13 protein-coding genes and 1 riboswitch are annotated in these 16,727 nt (G+C 61.8%); of the genes, 7 read left to right on the top strand and 6 right to left on the bottom strand.

Going from position 1 to position 16,727, the window contains the following annotated elements:
• Positions 1–54: 54 nt before the first annotated feature.
• Positions 55–1,044, top strand: coding sequence for a threonine/serine dehydratase (locus M1L53_RS16575; RefSeq protein ID WP_083471221.1), 990 nt, complete (start codon positions 55–57; stop codon positions 1,042–1,044).
• A gap of 383 nt (positions 1,045–1,427) precedes the next feature.
• Here M1L53_RS16575 and M1L53_RS16570 read toward each other — a convergent pair whose 3' ends face one another.
• The 5 genes from M1L53_RS16570 to M1L53_RS16550 form a co-directional block, all read right to left on the bottom strand.
• Entirely contained in the window at positions 1,428–1,868 is a 441-nt protein-coding gene (locus tag M1L53_RS16570) for a hypothetical protein (RefSeq protein ID WP_232319069.1), read from the bottom strand.
• 52 nt (positions 1,869–1,920) lie between these two features.
• The gene (locus M1L53_RS16565) at positions 1,921–3,915 is read right to left on the bottom strand and encodes an SDR family oxidoreductase (protein ID WP_054188139.1); all 1,995 of its coding nucleotides are present in this window, start codon (positions 3,913–3,915) and stop codon (positions 1,921–1,923) included.
• Between the two features lie 50 nt (positions 3,916–3,965).
• Entirely contained in the window at positions 3,966–4,088 is a 123-nt protein-coding gene (locus M1L53_RS16560; protein WP_003940840.1) for a hypothetical protein, read from the bottom strand.
• A gap of 284 nt (positions 4,089–4,372) precedes the next feature.
• Entirely contained in the window at positions 4,373–4,840 is a 468-nt protein-coding gene (locus tag M1L53_RS16555; RefSeq protein WP_231915037.1) for a hypothetical protein, read from the bottom strand.
• 67 nt (positions 4,841–4,907) lie between these two features.
• Entirely contained in the window at positions 4,908–7,028 is a 2,121-nt protein-coding gene (locus M1L53_RS16550) for an MMPL family transporter (RefSeq protein ID WP_007727439.1), read from the bottom strand.
• A gap of 71 nt (positions 7,029–7,099) precedes the next feature.
• Positions 7,100–7,246, top strand: a riboswitch (cobalamin riboswitch).
• A 115-nt stretch (positions 7,247–7,361) separates the two neighbouring features.
• On the opposite strand from M1L53_RS16550, the gene M1L53_RS16545 reads away from it, so the two are divergent.
• From M1L53_RS16545 to M1L53_RS16530, 4 genes are read left to right on the top strand one after another with little or no spacing between them, the layout of a single operon-like run.
• Complete coding sequence (locus M1L53_RS16545) at positions 7,362–8,357, top strand: ABC transporter substrate-binding protein (protein WP_054188177.1); 996 nt, start codon at positions 7,362–7,364, stop codon at positions 8,355–8,357.
• Positions 8,354–9,394 carry an iron ABC transporter permease gene (locus M1L53_RS16540; RefSeq protein WP_054188140.1) on the top strand — a complete coding sequence of 347 codons (1,041 nt, stop codon included), beginning with the start codon at positions 8,354–8,356 and terminating at the stop codon, positions 9,392–9,394. Before M1L53_RS16545 ends, M1L53_RS16540 begins: the two co-directional genes overlap by 4 nt.
• Before the next feature lie 50 nt (positions 9,395–9,444).
• Positions 9,445–10,242: an ABC transporter ATP-binding protein gene (locus tag M1L53_RS16535; RefSeq protein ID WP_083197714.1), complete on the top strand. Its 798-nt coding sequence runs from the start codon at positions 9,445–9,447 to the stop codon at positions 10,240–10,242.
• On the top strand, positions 10,239–11,009 hold the full coding sequence (locus M1L53_RS16530) for a (2Fe-2S)-binding protein (protein ID WP_030535100.1): 771 nt from the start codon (positions 10,239–10,241) through the stop codon (positions 11,007–11,009). Before M1L53_RS16535 ends, M1L53_RS16530 begins: the two co-directional genes overlap by 4 nt.
• 37 nt (positions 11,010–11,046) lie before the next feature.
• Here M1L53_RS16530 and phoA read toward each other — a convergent pair whose 3' ends face one another.
• Complete coding sequence (gene phoA / locus M1L53_RS16525; RefSeq protein WP_030535099.1) at positions 11,047–12,579, bottom strand: alkaline phosphatase; 1,533 nt, start codon at positions 12,577–12,579, stop codon at positions 11,047–11,049.
• 268 nt (positions 12,580–12,847) lie between these two features.
• On the opposite strand from phoA, the gene M1L53_RS16520 reads away from it, so the two are divergent.
• Positions 12,848–16,135 carry an error-prone DNA polymerase gene (locus M1L53_RS16520; RefSeq protein ID WP_030535098.1) on the top strand — a complete coding sequence of 1,096 codons (3,288 nt, stop codon included), beginning with the start codon at positions 12,848–12,850 and terminating at the stop codon, positions 16,133–16,135.
• A 234-nt stretch (positions 16,136–16,369) separates the two neighbouring features.
• Positions 16,370–16,717 carry a hypothetical protein gene (locus M1L53_RS16515; protein ID WP_007727425.1) on the top strand — a complete coding sequence of 116 codons (348 nt, stop codon included), beginning with the start codon at positions 16,370–16,372 and terminating at the stop codon, positions 16,715–16,717.
• The last annotated feature ends 10 nt before the right edge of the window (positions 16,718–16,727 follow it).

The raw sequence follows: 16,727 nt of genomic DNA, 5'->3' as shown, positions 1-16,727 counted from the left end.
TTGGACGAAAACACGTATTGGATCTATGAATCGGTGTTTGGCAGGGTGAATCACATGGCACCGGCATCTGATCTCACGGCATCAAACCAGCTACATCCACCCGTATGGGCAGACATCGAGCGTGCCAGTCAGGTCGTCCGTCGGCATCTACCGGTCACGCCCCTGATATCGCACCCGACCTTGGGTGCGGGCTCGTGCAGCCAATTGTTCGTCAAACACGAGAACGTGCACCCCACGGGTGCGTTCAAGGTTCGCGGCGGACTGAACCTGGTGGCAGGACTGGATGAGGCGACGCGGGCGCGGGGGATTGTCGGCTACTCGACCGGAAACCATGCTCAATCCTTGGCGTATGCCGCGGCGGGTGCGGGCGTGCGGTGTGTGATCGTCATGCCGGTTGGGGCGAATCCAGTCAAGGCTCACGCTGTCCGCATGCTCGGAGCCGAGCTCATCGAGCACGGTGTGAACTTCGACGAAGCACGTGCTCACGCCGATTTCATCAGCGAACGTGACGGCCTGCGTCTCGTGAGCGCCGCCAATGAGCCGGCAATCCTCGCCGGTGTTGCAACGGCCTACGTCGAACTCCTCGAACAACAACCTGATCTGGACGCGGTGGTGGTCCCAGTCGGTGGCGGCAGCGGTGCGGCGGCGGCGTGTCTCGTCGCCAGTGCGCTTGCACCGCACCTCGAGGTGTTCGCAGTGCAGTCTGAGGCCGCACGAGCCGCACATGACTCGTGGAGTTCCGGCACGTGCGTCGAGCGCCCGAACACCACCCGTGTCGAGGGGCTTGCGACCGGTGCCGGGTTCGCACTGACACAACGTGTTTTGCGTGAACGGCTAGGAGGCTTCCTGCTCGTCACGGATGACGACATCACCCTCGCGCAGCGGGCGTTGCTCTACGACGCTCACACTTTGAGCGAAGGTGCTGGTGCGGCCGCACTTGCTGCGGTCTATTCGCATCCGAACACCTTCGCTGACAAGCGCGTTGCTGTTGTCTGCACGGGCGCCAATGCCTCCGAGAGTGAGATCCGCAGGTTCGTCGGCTAATTCATCTCGTACTCGGAACAATGTGCAGTGTCAGCGAACTGACGGAAAGCCGAAGTACGGTGTTCCAATGACTTCACCCCGAGACAAGTCACCTATCACTCGCAATGTTCCCGCACTCATGCTGGTAGTCGGGGTCATTGGATTGATCGCAAGTTTCGGAGTGACCTCACGTTGGGGGTTCCCAGCGTCCGCATCGGAGCTTGGTAGATCAAGTTCGCATGGAAGCGGATTGCTCGAAGAAGCAGGATGGGCTTGGATCCCGTTTCCCGTAGCCTCTTGCAAGGCAGTGGATTTCGATTCTTCCGCAGTTTACTTCGCCCTCGGATGGGAAAACTCGATCACTGCCGCAGTATCGATCGCATTCATCGCCATGGCTCTGAAACTCACTTGGGGTGCAGGAGTTCAGTGATGCTCATATGCCCGGCCTTGGGTTCGTTCGGAAGGCTGACCGGCACAAGCCCCATGCTTTCCCGACGCTCGTTGACCGAAAAGACGTACTGGGCAAATTCAGGCTTGACGTGCACGTCCGGAAACTGTGCCCGAAGTTTGCCCACGATCTGATAGCCCTCGTCGTACCAGTCGAAAACGTTGATCCCTGGATTCCACCGCGGTCGTTTCGCGAAGCCGTCGATCTCGGTCACAAAGAACTTTTGGAAGCGATTAGTCCACGCCAGTATCTTCTCTCCGAGTTCGTCGTCGATCCCCATTTGGCTCGGGAGAACGTATGCCTGCGGGAACCGTTGCGGCGGGATGACAATCAATTCCTTCGACGGCCACAGCGAACTGGGATGACCATGGTCTGGATAGATTCTGATGACTAGCATTGCAGACTCGTTCCGCTGGCCGAAACGCTCCGAGGCGAAGTCACACCACCGGTCACCAGTGCGTACCGGGCACGAGTCGGGCGGCACGACGGCCGAGTTTGCGGATGCGCGAGCGCGAGTGGTGCTGTCGCGTCGGTGTTGCCGGAGCGTCTGCCGGAGTTTCCTTGTCTACCTGACCCTTTGCCGCCGGAGAGTCGGGGAATGCCTGGTACATCTGGTTGAGAATTCGGTCCTTGGTGTGCGGTGCGAACAGGGTTCCCAGATCACCCAGGGTTCCGAGTGGTACGTCGATGCGTTTGGGGCGGTCGATCAGCGCGCGGATCACCATTGCCGCAGCCTTTTCCGGGCTGGTGATCGGGCCGTTGTTGTATTCGCCGGTCGGAGCGATCATCGGTGTTTCGACCAGCGGCATGTGGATGGTCGTGAAAGTGATTCCGTCCGCCAGGGTTTCAGAGGCGGCTACGTCCGAGAAACCGTCGAGGGCGGCCTTGCTCGCCACGTAGGCCGAGAATCTAGGCGTTGCCGCCTGGACTCCCGCGCTGCTGATGTTCACGATGTGGCCGAAGCGGCGAGAACGCATGGTCGGTAACAAGGCGAGCACCAATCGGACAGCGCCGAAGTAGTTCACGGCCATCGTTCGTTCGTAGTCGTGGAAACGATCAGTGGAGTGGTAAATGCCGCGCCGGATGGATCGGCCGGCGTTGTTTACCAACATATCTACGTGATCGTGTTCTGTCAGAATGCTTTTGATCGTGTGCTGGACCGATTCGTCGTCCGTGATGTCGCAGGGATAACCGAATGCCTTGCCCCCGGCTGATCGAATCTCCTGTACTGCGGCATCGAGTTCGTCGGTGCGGCGTGCGATCAGGAGAACGGTGGCGCCCTTCTGAGCGGCGGCAATGGCCGATGCCTTGCCGATTCCGGAAGAGCCTCCGGTGATCAGAACGATCCGACCCACGAGTGGTCCTTCGGGACTGTTACGTCGTGCGCGATTGGGATCGAGGTTTGCGCGCCAGTACTTCCACAACACAGTGGAGTACGACCCGAACTCGGGGACCGCCAGTCCTGATCCGGCCAGGGCGGCAACGGTTCTCGCGGAGGTGAATGTCGGCGCCATCGTCATGTTGTCGAGTAGTGCTGCAGGCATGCCGATGCGATCGAGGAAGACCTTCCGCGCCGATTCTGCCGAATCCATCGGCAATGGCGAGACAAAGGGTTTGGCGATCACGCCCGGCAGGCTGAGTGCGGGCCGGGGCGCTCCGGCGGCCTTGGCGAGTCCGGCATAGATTTCGCGTACCGGTTGAGGTTTCGGATTCACGAGATGGAATGCTTCGCCGTCGTGGCCGGGCGCGTGCATCAATTCGACGAGGGCGGCGGCTACGTAATCGACGGGCACCACATTGGTTGCGCCGAGGTTGGGGATCGGGACGGGGAGTGCTGCAGGTAGTTTCGCGAGTAGCGCCAGTCCTGGAAACAAGTAGTACGGACCGTCGATCTTGTCCATCTCCCCGGTGACGGAGTTGCCGACCACGGCAGACGGTCGATAAACACGCCAGGTGAGGCCTTCTCGTTCTCGAACGAGCTTCTCGGCCTCGAACTTGGTTCGGTGGTACGGAGTGGGAAAGCCTTGACCGCAATCGAAATCGGTTTCGCTGAAGGTTCCCGGGTAGTCGCCCGCAACTGCGACTGATGACACGTGATGAAGGGTGGCTCCCAGCTGTGCGGCAAGGTCGGCCACGGAGCGTGTGCCCTCGACATTCGTCGAAGCCTGCTCGTCTCCGGCGGTGATGTCGTAGATCGCGCCGAGGTGAAGGACGTGGTCGGCAGGCGGGGGAGAGTCGATGCCCAGCCCCGGCTCGGTCAGATCTCCAATGAGTGGATGCACGCGATCGCCGCCGGGAATTGCCGACACCTGTTCTTCGAGTTTGGTTACAGAACCGGCTCTGACCAGCACATGGATCTGAGCAGTTTGATCACGCTCGAGCAGGAGTGGCAGTGCAGCTCGTCCGAGGAATCCGGTACCGCCAGTGACGATGTATGTGGCCATAGTCGGTAACTTACTCCAAAGTAAGATCAGCGGCTAGAGGGAAACGAACATCAGTGCGTCATGACACCATCCTCGGCGTCGAAGTCGATGCCCGCGGAGATGATTCCGGAGAACAAGAACGCGACGGCAAGCGCAAGAGCGGGGATTGCAAGGATCCATTCGAAAATTGTCATGCTCCAAGTCTGACGAAATCAGCTTCGGAGAACATCGCCCTGCGGAGCGATTTAGACGATCGGGCAGTCATCCTCGAGGACGACTGCCCGATCAGGGAAATCCACTAGGTCTGTTGCTGAAGAGTTTCGGGCGCAGTGGGGTGCGCGCTCGTCCTTGCGTCGCGTGACGTGATTTCGGATGAGATGTGGGCGGCCGTTGTTCCGAGGGTGTGAAGGCCATGCGCCGTCCGCCAGTAGACCGGCGCACCATCGTCGAGGCGATGGCGTGGACAGGCCGGCAAACCCTAGGCCGGTTCAGCGCCCGACAAGTCCTCGACCGCATACGGAGTCGTTCCTTCGAACAGAACACCGATCCCGAAAGGATCGGCCATCTCGAGCCTTGACTCAGCGAACCGCAGCAGCCAGGTTCCGTCAGCCCAGATCACCGCCTCAGGTTCGCCGAACAGTGACTCCGTGGCGTCCAACTCCACGAGTTCGGAGTGGCGGAGGCCGAACTGTGGCCCACGCAGCTGTTGACGCAGGTAATCGGCGGCGACTTCGGCAAACTCACCGAACCGGGCCATCACGGTCGCAGCGAGCTCACACACCGCAGACTCCGGCACGGTGGCCGGCTCGATAACCAGACTCACCGGCCTGGAGTCACCGACCCCCTGGACATCGATGATCGATGTCCAGCACGCCAACGAATCGTCCGAGTCGACACGCGAAAACACTGCTGAGCCGACCACAACACTCTCAGGTAAGTCATCCACGACCCCTAGTCGAACACGGCTCTCCGCAGGATCCCAGGCACTCTTCAGCGACATGATCCAGTCGCGATCAGTGGCCGATGCCGACCTTCGCGTGAACCTTTTTCATCCACACAGGAGCCCACCAGTTCGCTTCGCCCATCAACTTCACGAGCGAGGGCACGAGCAACATGCGGATGATGGTCGCGTCGACGATCAGCGCGACGATCATGCCGACGCCCAGGAACTTCATCACTGACAGCCCTGACATTGCGAAGGCCCCCGTCACCACTATCAGGAGTAAGGCGGCAGCCGTCACGATGCGGCCGGTGCGCTCGGTTCCGAACTTGACCGCTTCCTCTGTCGTCGCTCCCGCGTTCTTGGCCTCGACCATCCGTGACATCAGGAAAACCTCGTAGTCCGTGGACAATCCGAAGACCACCGCCAGGATGAGCACGACAAACGTAGCCTCCAGCGGAGTTTGACTGACCCCGAGGAGTTCGACGCCGTGTCCGTCCTGGAAGACGAAGGTGAGGACACCGAAGGTGGTCGCGAGACTCAGGGCTGCCATCAGCACCGCCTTGATCGGCAGCACCACCGAACCGAACGCGAGGAACAACAGGATCAGGGTGGATCCGACCATGATGAGGATCATCACCGGTAGCCAGTGCAGGACGGCGTTGTTGCCGTCGTCGACCATGGCTTGACCGCCGCCGACAAGCAGCACCGTTCCGTCGGGAGCGGAGATCGCACGCAGATCTGTCACTGCGGCGCTCTGTGATTGGGGTGTAGAGCCCTCGCTGTAGAGAGCCTGAACCGCGACGAGTTGATTGGTGCTCGCGACGACGGTCGCCTGACCGATGCCCTCGACTCGACCGGCGGACTCGGCGATCGCTGCACCTTCGGCCGGGGTGAGAGTGTTCCCGTCCTCGGCCTGAAGGATCATCGTTGCGCCGTTTCCGGTTTGCGGGAAGTCGTTGACCAACGTGTCCATTGCGACGCGAGCGGGGTCGTTGTCCGGTAGTGCGGTGTACGAGAGTTCTCCCAGCCGGGCGCCGAGCAGCGGCGAGGCCATCACGAGCAGCACAGCCACGATCGTCACCGAGACTGCGACCGGACGCTTCATCACCCACGTGACGACGCGGCCCCAGAACTTGCGCGAGCGTTCCTCGCCGCGTTGCGCCGCATCCTTGCGCCACGTCAGGGCGTTGATGCGATGCCCCAGAATGGCAAGCAGCGCAGGCACAGCGGTCAGCGACAGGACGGCCGCGCTCAATACTGCGGCGATCGCGCCGAAGCCCAGAGACCGGATGACGGCCTGGGGGAATACGAGCATGCCGCTGAACGCACAGATCAGCAGTAGACCCGAGAACATGACGGTGCGACCCGCCGTCAGAACTGTCCGCTGAGCAGCCGCTCCCGGGTCCGAGCCCGAATTCAGTTCTTCACGGAACCGACCGACCACGAACAGTCCGTAGTCGATGGCAAGTCCCAACCCGAGAAGAGAAGCGACGTTGATCGAGAACGAGGACACATCGGTGATCAGCGTGAGGATTCGCAGAACGGCCAAAGCGCTCAGGACACTGAGTACACCCACGAACACGGGCACGGCAGCGGCGACGATGCCGCCGAAGATAAAGACCAACAGCACCAGAGTGATCGGAATGGCGATGGCTTCGGCGACCACCAGGTCCTTCTCGAGCTTGGTGTTGAATGCGACGCCGACGACGGTGTTACCCGCGAATTGTGCCTCGGCACCTTCGACTTCGAGCTTCGGCAGGAGATCGGCGAAAGTGGCGGGCGTGACGCCCGAGTCCGGTGCCAACGTGATCGCAACGGCCGCCATGGATCCGTCGTTCGAGAGCAGGCTGGCCTTCGCTGCGGCGTCTGTTCCCCAATACGATTTCACCGAAGCGGTCGGCACTTCGGTTTTGAATTGGTCGACGGCGGCTGTCACTGCCGGCCCGATGTCGTCCAGAGTCTTGCCGTCCGTGGGCGAGTAGATCGCGATGATGTCCGGGGTCTGCGGTCCGAGATTGTCTTCGATGATGTCGGCGACCTTCGCGGAGTCGCTGCCCGGATCGATGAAGCCGCCCTGGCTGAGCTTGCCGAACACTCCGAGTCCCCACACCCCACTGATGAGAACTATCAGAACCGCGAGGCTCAGTACCCACCATTTCCGGGCGACGACGGTTTGGGCCCAGCGTGTCATGTATCAACTCCGGTGTGTGGGGGCGTCTGGCCAGATCGACTGTAGTGGGCGTTTGGTCTTGAATCGGAAACGTCATGCATACTGCTCGAAGCACTTGCAAGCCACGCGTGTGGGGGAAGCCGGTCCGAATCCGGCGCTGACCCGCAACGGTAGGTCGATTCTCGGTAGTCACCGAGTGTCGGCAAGCCCGATTACCCGCCGCGCGGTGTGCGACATCCATTCGTCGTGGTCTACGAAAAGGAAGTCCAGCAGGAGCTCTGGCCGAGGATCAGCGTGCGGGCGGAGTTGTCTGTCGGATTCTCATTCGTGGCTCAGAGCCCTTACGAGGTCCCCGTGTCACTTCAGTTCTCCCCGTCCCGCGCCGCCGCTGTTCTCATCGCGGTCGCCTTGGTTTCGGCAGGTTGTTCCAAAGGTCAGGAATCAGAGTCGGCGTCTGCTGCGGAATCCTTCGCACAGCCGGTATCCGTGACCAACTGCGATCGCGAGATGACCTTCGATTCGCCGCCGCAGCGCATCGTGTCTTTGAACGGACACGTCACCGAAGCCCTCATCGAGATCGGCGCGGGTGATCGGATTGTCGGGCGGGCGTACAGCGACAACCCGCCAACTGCCGAGACCGCCGATGTATTCAACAAGATTCCCAGCCTTTCCGATACGTTCCCCAGCATGGAGCAGGTCCTCGACGTCGATCCGGACTTCGTGGTCGGAGGAATGACCAGTGCCTTCAACGAGAAGCAAGGCCGTTCCCGAGACGCTTTCGGCGAGCGCGGAATCAACACCTTCCTCTTCTCGGAATACTGTGGCACCGGTTTCCCCGACATCGGATTGCTCGAGAACGACTACACGCAACTCGGTCGAGTCCTGGGCGTCGAAGATTCCGCCCGCGAGGTCGCAGAGCAGATCAGCGATGGTCTCGATTCCGTCCGCGCTTCGGTCGGAGACGCGGCGCCGGTACCGACCTTCTTCTACGACAGCGGTGACCAGGTTCCGACGACCATCGGCGGAGTCGGCGTCGGTCAATTGGTCGCGGAATACTCCGGCGTCTCGAACATCTTCGCCGAAGGGACAAAGCCCTACATCGACGCATCGTGGGAAGCTGTTGCCGAGCGTGCACCCCAGGCAATCGTGGTCATCGACTACGGCGACAAGACAGCCGAGCAGAAGATCGACTTCCTCCGTGCCCAGCCGTTGATGGCGACCACCCCTGCTGTGCAGCAGAACCGGTTCGTCGTGGTTCCTCTCGCTGACCTGTTCGAGAGTTCACGGTTGGTGCGTTCGGCACAGACCATCGCAACAGCCTTCCATCCAGGCGCTGACGCGGCGAAGTGACCCGCACGCGTTACGGGTACGGCGCCCTGCTTGTCGGCTTGGCGGTCGCCTTGGCGATCGTCCTGGGGTTGGCCGTCTCCTTGGGATCGGTTCGCATTCCCGTCGGTGACGTCTGGGCGATAGTCGGAGCCCGTTTGGCGCCAGGGACTTTCGAGACGTGGTGGACCGCGGCGCGGGAGTCGATCGTGATCGACTCCCGCCTGCCACGTGCACTCACTGCCGCGGTAGTGGGTGCTTCGTTGGCCATGGCAGGTGCAGTTGCTCAAGCTGTCACCCGTAATCCGCTTGCCGATCCGTATCTGCTCGGAGTCTCGTCGGGCGCGGGATTCATGGTGGTGCTCGTGTCGGTGCTGGGTTTCGGCGCCGGCCTCCTCGGGGTTTTCACGATTCCGGTCGCAGCATTCGCCGGGGCGATGATCCCGTTGTTTCTCGCACTGCTGATCGGCGGCCGGTATCCGCAGCCGACCGCGATCATTTTGGTGGGTGTCGCGCTCGCCCAGATATTCTCGGCGCTCATCACCTTTTGCATCCTGGTATTGGCCGATGATCGGCACGTGACGTCGGTGATGCACTGGATTGCCGGCGGATTCGGTGATGCACGATGGTCGACGCTGATCTTCCCGACGATCGCACTCGCCGTCGTCGGCACAGCCCTTCTGTTCAGTTCGCGATGGATGGACGTTTTGCAGACCGGTGACGACGGGGCCGCTGCACTCGGTATGAACGTCCGACGGTTCCGTGTCTTGTCCTTGCTCGCGGTCTCCGTACTCGCGGGCGCAGCAGTCAGCGTTGCCGGTGGAATCGGTTTCATCGGTCTGCTGATCCCGCATCTGGCCGGCTTCATCGTCGGCACCAGAGCAATTCGACTGCTCCCTGCTGCAGCCCTGCTGGGCGCCGTCGCGATGGTTGCCGCGGATACCGCTGCGCGCTCGGTGGCACAATCCACTGAAGTTCCGGTCGGAGTGATCACGGCCCTCGTGGGTGCACCGATCTTCGTCTGGATGCTCTACCGGCAGTATCGGAGGCTCGAACAGTGACACAGGCCAGAACAGTGACACAGGCCAGAACAGTGACACAGACCAGAACAGTGACACTCCCGAAAGACTCCGAAACTGCGCCCCTGCTCGAACTCGTCGAGACCCGGGCGCGGCTCGGAAATCGCGAAGTGTTGCGCGGCATCACTTTCGCAGTCAAGTCCGGTGAAATATTGGGCTTGGTCGGGCCGAACGGCAGTGGCAAGACGACGGCGCTGCGCTGCTGCTACAACGCTTTGACGCCGACAGGTGGCGCAGTTCTGATCGATCAAGTCGACTCGACGACGCTCTCGCGTAAGGACATCGCCCGAACTGTCTCGGCAAGTGTTCAAGAACCCACTGTCTCGGCAGGACTGTCGGTTCGTGAATCGATCGCGCTCGGACGAACTCCGCACCGCAGCTGGTTGGACCGAAGCACGGAGCGCGATACCGCCATCGTGGACCGGTGCATCGAGCAGGTCGGTTTGGTCGAGCTTGCCGGACGAGACGTATCGACCCTGTCGGGTGGTGAGCGGCAACGTGTCTCGATAGCTCGCGCATTGGCTCAGGAGCCCAAGGTTCTGTTGTTGGACGAGCCGACCAATCATCTCGATCTTCGTCACCAGTTGATCGTGATGGAACTGCTTACCGAACTTGCGTCGGCGGGGCTCGCAGTTGTGGTCACGATGCACGATCTACGGTTGGCAGTCGAGTACTGCGACAACCTTGCCGTGCTCACCGAAGGTGAACTCCGCGCGTGTGGGTCTACGGTCGAGGTGTTGGACGAGCCGTTGTTGGCCGAGGTTTTCGGCATCAGGGCGCGAGTCGAACGCGGAGTACGTCCGCGGATGGAGATATTGGGGCTGGCATGACGGAATCGGTGGCCGGGATCTACGCCCGTATGGCAGTAGCTGTGCCGTTCTTCGACAACCTGAGCGCGTATCCGGATACGGTGCCCGCGGTGTTGATGACCGACCCCCAGTGGTTGGCAGCACGTGTCGCCGATACGGCAGAGCGATGGGGGAGTGCGGACAGTCGAGTGAACGGCACGTTGTGGTGGTACTCGGCCAGCTCGACGCTGACCGGCATTCCGATCGGAACCGGGATGGTCACCGGGTTCGCGGCCGATCCATCGTTGGACGGTGGGCGGATCTTCTTGCGTGACAACGGCTATCTGGGCGGGTTTGCTGCCGGATCGGTCATTCCGATCTCGCGGAGTGTGGCGGAGTTGGGCCACGCGATGTTCCGCTCACTCAGTCCCGTGATCGAGGTACTCGCCGAGGTGTCCGGCGTTCGGCAGCAGGCGCTGTGGGCGATCGCGACGGACTCCATCGCCAATCGCAGCCTCGACGCCGCCGGTAGCGCGAGGGAACGCGGAAGTGCATTTGCTGCCGGCCTGATCGATGTTCTCCGCGGTGAGAACCCGGGCATTCCGGTTCCGCGTTTCGTCGATGTCGGCCGCAATGAAAGTGTTGTGCGCGTTTCTAATCCGTTGACACCGGTGGCATCCGGGCGACGCAGATTCACGCAGCGCGCGTCGTGCTGCCTGATTTACGAGGTGCCCGGTGAAGGTAAGTGCACCAGTTGCCCGAAGCGCGCACCCGAAGATCGGGTGCGCGCCTTGGCTGCTCTGGTGTGACTGGACCCAGGCTTTTACCGGGTCGGGTGTTGTCAGGTCAGTGAGCTGCGACCTTGGAACGGTCGAGTCCCAGCGCGTCGGTCATCGTGAAGAACAGGTCGGTCTGGTCCGTGAGACCGCTGACGTTGGCCGCATGCGGGCCGAAAGCTGCTACGCGCAACTGAGTTCCGGTGTGTCCTTCGGACTCGACGGCCGGATCCTCGGACGTTCCGTAGCTGATCGTCATCTCCGAGCCGTCCTTGGTGGTCAGCTTGTGGGTCAGGCCGGGGTAGACGATTTCCTGGGCGCGCTCGACCGGGATGTTCTGGTCCTTGGCGATGGTGGCGATGTCGTCGGCGCTGACATTGGTGACGATCTGGCTGGTGTGAGCGTGGTCGGCTGTGACGATGACCAGGGTTTCTCCGTCGGTCTTCGCAAATTCGAGTGCCTTCTGCACAGCTTCGTCGAGGTCGACGGTTTCACCGATCTGACCGCATGCGTTGGCTGCGTGATCCTGCTTGTCGATCGAGGCACCTTCGACCTGGAGGAAGAATCCGTTGTCGTTGACCTTCAGTAGGTCGATGGCCTTCTGAGTCATGTCCGCGAGCTTCGGTACGTCGGAGGTTCGCTTGGGGTTGTCGACGCAGGTTTCGGCGGGCTGCAGGTAACCGTCGCGGGTGGCGACGGATCCTTCCCAGCGGACGGGCATGTTGCCGTCGGCGAACAAGCCGAGCACGGGTGCATCCTGATCGGCCTTGCCGACCTCGTTCATCTCGGCGGCGTTCTTCACCAGCTGGTAGCCACGGGCGGCGGCCTGCTCATTGAGTGTCTTGCCCTGCCAGTCACCGGCTTTCGCAGTCTCGGCGAAGGACTTGGCGCCGCCGGCAAAGGTGACGTCGGCGCGGGTGTCGAGGAGTTGTTCGCTGATCGATCCCTTGCCGCCGTTCTCGAGGGCGTTCTCCGGGCAGGACTTGGACGTCGCCTCCGGTCCGTAGCACTTGCGGCCACTGACGTGCGCGACCTGCACTGCGGGGGTGGCGTCCTGCACCTCGGCGGTGGAGACGTTGCCGGTGGCCTTGCCGTTCGCCTTGGCGATCTCGAGGACGGTCGACTGGGCCTGCCCCTTGATGTCGACCGAAATCGCGCCGTTGTAGGTCTTGGTGCCGGTGGACCATGCCGATCCGCTGGCTGCGGAGTCGGTGACGTAGTCGGGCTTGCCGTCCTTGGTCAGTGCGTAGTGCGTGTACTGGCCGGTGATCGGCAGGGCGTCGAGGCCGGGGAAGCTGCCCGCAGCGCCTTCGGCGTAGTTGCGTGCGGCGGTGATCTCCGAGTCGCCCATGCCGTCCCCGATCAGGAGGATGACGTTCTTCGCGCCGGAGGCATTGACGGCGTCGCGCACTGCGGCCGACTGATCACCGTCGATGCGACGAGCGCCACCGTTCGAGGACAGTTCGCCGGTCGCGGCGCGATCGACGGTCGCGCCGTTCGAGCCGGTGGCCTCGTCGGCGCTGCTGCTGCAGCCGGCAGCGGCCAGAACGGCGACGGCGCCGGCGACGGCCGTCAACCTACGTGTGTTGCGCGAGAACGACATACGAGTAGTACTCCTGGAAACAGTATGGATGGAGATTATGAACGCCGCTAATGATCTGGGGCGAAAGTGAACGGAGTGCAGACATGCGTACATCTGAATGTGACGAGACGGTGAGGGTTGAGATTCGCTCTGTTGACTGTGGGTGAGTGACCTGTCAGACTGAATCTGCATCGAACATCAGTTCGATGCATGTGGTGCGTCTTCCCTTTCGGCATCCTCGAGCAGTCGGTCGTCCCTGACGGCCGACTCGATCAGGTGCGAGGTCAGTGTGGGTTGGGGAAATGGGCCGCCGACGTGGTCCGAGATGGAACGGGTGCTTTCCGGACGACCCGGCCGTGTGGAACATGAGGATTTGTTTCCGGGCGATGGAAGCGACAGCCCCGCCTGGTCAAGAAAGCGCGGCGAGTACCACGCGGGCGAGCTCACCCGTGGTGTCGGTGTAGTTCCTTACGCAGAACTGCACGCTCACTCGGCCTTCAGTTTCCTCGACGGTGCATCACCGCCGGAAGAGCTGGTCGAGGAAGCAGTGCGTCTCGGGCTCGAAGCTATCGCCGTCACCGATCACGACGGCTTCTACGGCGTGGTGAGGTTTGCGGAAGCCGCACGTGAATGGGGAATGCGCACCGTGTTCGGGGCCGAGTTGTCTCTGGATTCGGTACCCAGAACCGGCACGGCAGATCCCGGTGGAACGCACCTCCTGGTACTTGCCCGTGGGCAGGAAGGGTATCGCCGGCTCTCGCGGGAGATCGCCGCCGCGCATCTGGCGGGCGGCGAGAAGGGCAAACTGCAGTACGACTACGACGTGCTGACCGAAGCGGCCGGTGGCCACTGGCAGATCCTGACCGGGTGCCGGAAAGGTCATGTGCGGCAAGCCTTGACGTCGGGTGGTCGCGAAGCAGCGGCGGATGCCTTGGGGGATCTGGTCGAGCGTTTCGGGGCGGAGCGAGTGTCGGTGGAACTCACTCATCATGGGTTGGCGGAGGACGACGAGCGCAATGCCGTTCTGGCCGAATTGGCGAGAGAGCATGGACTACGTACGGTGGCGACCACCGCCGCGCACTTCGCCGCTCCTCCGCGTCGACGCCTCGCCATGGCAATGGCGGCTGTACGGTCGCGTCAAAGCTTGGACGAGGCAGCAGGATGGTTGGCCCCTACCGGCGGAGCGCACCTGCGGTCCGGCGCGGAGATGGCGGCACTGTTCTCGCTCTATCCCGAGGCTGTCAGTGGTGCCGCCGATCTTGGTCGTGAGTGCGCTTTCGATCTCAAGCTCATCGCGCCCAAATTGCCACCGTTCGACGTGCCAGCCGGGCATACCGAGGCGTCGTGGTTGCGTGAGCTCACCATGGTGGGGGCGCTGGAACGCTACGGACCGCCGGAAGGTGCACCGAAGGCATACAAACAGCTCGAACATGAACTTGCCATCATCGAGGGATTGAACTTTCCCGGATATTTCCTGGTGGTGCATGACATCGTGTCGTTCTGCAAGAACAACGACATCCTCTGTCAGGGAAGAGGTTCCGCTGCGAACTCGGCGGTGTGTTACGCGATCGGCATCACCAATGTCGATCCGGTTCGCAACAAACTGCTGTTCGAGAGGTTTCTTGCGCCCGAACGTGACGGCCCGCCGGATATCGACGTGGACATCGAGTCGGATCGCCGGGAAGAGGCGATCCAGCACGTGTACGCGAAGTACGGGCGTACGTATGCCGCGCAGGTAGCCAATGTCATCACCTATCGAGGAAAGTCGTCGGTGCGGGACATGGCTCGGGCGCTGGGCTTTTCGCAGGGCCAGCAAGATGCGTGGAGTAAGCAGGTCGGCCGGTGGGGTGGTATCGACAAGAATGCGGATACCGATATTCCGCGTCCGGTACTCGAACTGGCGGCGCAGATCGAAGGCTATCCGCGGCACCTCGGTATCCACTCGGGCGGCATGGTCATCTGCGATCGTCCCATCGCCGACGTCTGCCCGGTGGAGTGGGCGCGGATGGCCAATCGCAGTGTCCTGCAATGGGACAAGGACGATTGCGCTGCCGCTGGGCTGGTCAAGTTCGATCTGCTCGGCCTCGGCATGCTCTCAGCTTTGCACTACATGATGGATCTGGTGGCCGAACACAAAGGCATCACAGTCGATTTGGCGCAACTCGATCTGTCGGAAACAGCGGTGTACGAGATGTTGCAGCGGGCAGATTCGGTGGGTGTGTTCCAAGTGGAATCACGTGCGCAGATGGCGACACTGCCGCGTCTGAAGCCTCGAAACTTCTACGACCTGGTAGTCGAGGTCGCGCTCATCCGTCCGGGGCCGATCCAAGGCGGATCAGTGCATCCGTACATTCGTCGGCGCAACAAACTCGAACCTGTGTCCTACGACCATCCGTCGCTCGAGAAGGCACTCGAACGCACGTTGGGGGTTCCGCTGTTCCAGGAACAGTTGATGCAGATGGCCGTCGACGTTGCGGGCTTCACGCCGTCCGAGGCCGATCAATTGCGTCGGGCAATGGGATCGAAACGCTCCACCGAGAAGATGGAACAACTGCGCGCGAGGTTCTATCAGGGCATGCGAGACCTACACGGCATCGGTGACGAGGTTGCCGACCGGATCTACGAGAAGCTGTATGCATTCGCTAATTTCGGTTTCCCGGAAAGCCATTCACAGAGTTTTGCCGCGCTGGTCTTCTACTCCTCGTGGTTCAAACTTCATCATCCCGCTGCGTTCTGCGCCGGACTTCTGCGCGCGCAGCCCATGGGTTTCTACTCGCCGCAGTCCTTGGTTGCCGATGCGCGCCGGCACGGAGTGCAGGTACACGGTGCAGACATCAATGTCAGCCTCGCGCATGCCACCGTCGAGGCAGGTGGATTCGAGGTTCGGCTGGGGCTGGGGGAAGTGCGCAACATCGGCGATGCACTCGCCGAGAAAATTGTCGAACAGCGCGACCTCGGTGGACCGTTCACGTCGTTTCTCGATCTGACCGGGCGGGTGGAACTGACTACCGCACAAGCTGAATCGCTGGCGACCGCCGGTGCGCTAGCCAGCTTCGGTATCTCGCGTAGAGAAGCGCTGTGGGCAGCGGGCGCTGCGGCGGGGGAGCGCCCCGACCGCTTGCCCGGTATCGGTGCGTCGGTCACAGCTCCCACCCTGCCCGGCATGAGCGACGTCGAATTGGCGGCGGCGGATGTCTGGGCGACAGGAGTATCTCCCGACACGTACCCGACACAATTCCTCCGCCCACAGCTCGACGCGCTCGGCGTGGTGCCGGCGTCGAGACTTCTCGACATCCCGGACGGTGACCGTGTGCTGGTGGGGGGAGCAGTCACACACCGGCAGCGTCCGGCCACAGCTGCGGGCGTCACGTTCATCAACCTCGAGGACGAAACCGGCATGGTCAACGTCGTGTGTTCGGTGGGGTTGTGGGCAAAGTACCGAAAATTGGCAAATACGGCGCCGGCGTTGCTTATTCGAGGGAAGGTGCAGAATGCAGAAGGCGCTGTCACCGTCGTGGCAGACCGGATGCAGCTGATGGATCTGCGAGTAACGGCCAAATCGCGAGACTTCCGTTAACGCCTGATTCTGGCCACCGTGTTAGTGCCGAGAGACAGTTTTGTGCCGAGAGGACAAATGTGGAGCTCAACTCTGACCTCCGAGCATATGGTGCGGGTCACATTTGCTCCCTAGGGTTGTCGCTTGAGCGCGATCGATTCACCACACGCAGCCGCGGTCAGTTGCCTTGCGCGTGAATATCGTCGCCTTCCAAACGCGCTGAACCAAAAGCACTTCGAGTCGAAGAGGAACTTCATGAGCACAGCGATTCTCGTCGCACACGTACACCCCGCCGATCCGTCTTCGGAGGATGCGTTCAACCGTTGGTACGACGACGTGCATATTCCGCAGGTCGTCGAACGAGTGCCCGGAGTTGTCTCCGCCTCCAGATTCTTCCTGGCGGATGTGCAGTTGCTGCCCGAGGATGCATTGCCCGCGCGCCGCTACCTGAGCATCTATCAACTCGACACGGAAGATCTCGCGGGCACCGCGCAGGCGTTGGGAAGTGCTTTGGGCGACGGAACTCTCGACATGTCCGAGGCCATCGCGACCACCGGCGACACCGGACCCGAATTGCTTTTCTACGTCCCGACCGAGAATTGAAGGGGAACGC

The organism is Rhodococcus sp. T9N, from assembly GCF_024436645.1.
In the GTDB taxonomy this organism is placed as follows: domain Bacteria; phylum Actinomycetota; class Actinomycetes; order Mycobacteriales; family Mycobacteriaceae; genus Rhodococcus_F; species Rhodococcus_F qingshengii.
The sequence above is the reverse complement of the archived record's forward strand: the minus strand, read 5'-3'. Positions and strand labels throughout refer to the sequence as shown.

Excerpts from the sequence above, each read along its gene's own strand:
- M1L53_RS16560 (WP_003940840.1), bottom strand. The coding sequence starts at position 4,088 with ATGACAATTTTCGAATGGATCCTTGCAATCCCCGCTCTTGCGCTTGCC.
- phoA (WP_030535099.1), bottom strand. The coding sequence starts at position 12,579 with ATGTCGTTCTCGCGCAACACACGTAGGTTGACGGCCGTCGCCGGCGCC.
- M1L53_RS16570 (WP_232319069.1), bottom strand. The coding sequence starts at position 1,868 with ATGCTAGTCATCAGAATCTATCCAGACCATGGTCATCCCAGTTCGCTG.
- M1L53_RS16550 (WP_007727439.1), bottom strand. The coding sequence starts at position 7,028 with ATGACACGCTGGGCCCAAACCGTCGTCGCCCGGAAATGGTGGGTACTG.
- M1L53_RS16565 (WP_054188139.1), bottom strand. The coding sequence starts at position 3,915 with ATGGCCACATACATCGTCACTGGCGGTACCGGATTCCTCGGACGAGCT.
- M1L53_RS16575 (WP_083471221.1), top strand. The coding sequence starts at position 55 with ATGGCACCGGCATCTGATCTCACGGCATCAAACCAGCTACATCCACCC.
- M1L53_RS16515 (WP_007727425.1), top strand. The coding sequence starts at position 16,370 with ATGAGCACAGCGATTCTCGTCGCACACGTACACCCCGCCGATCCGTCT.
- M1L53_RS16530 (WP_030535100.1), top strand. The coding sequence starts at position 10,239 with ATGACGGAATCGGTGGCCGGGATCTACGCCCGTATGGCAGTAGCTGTG.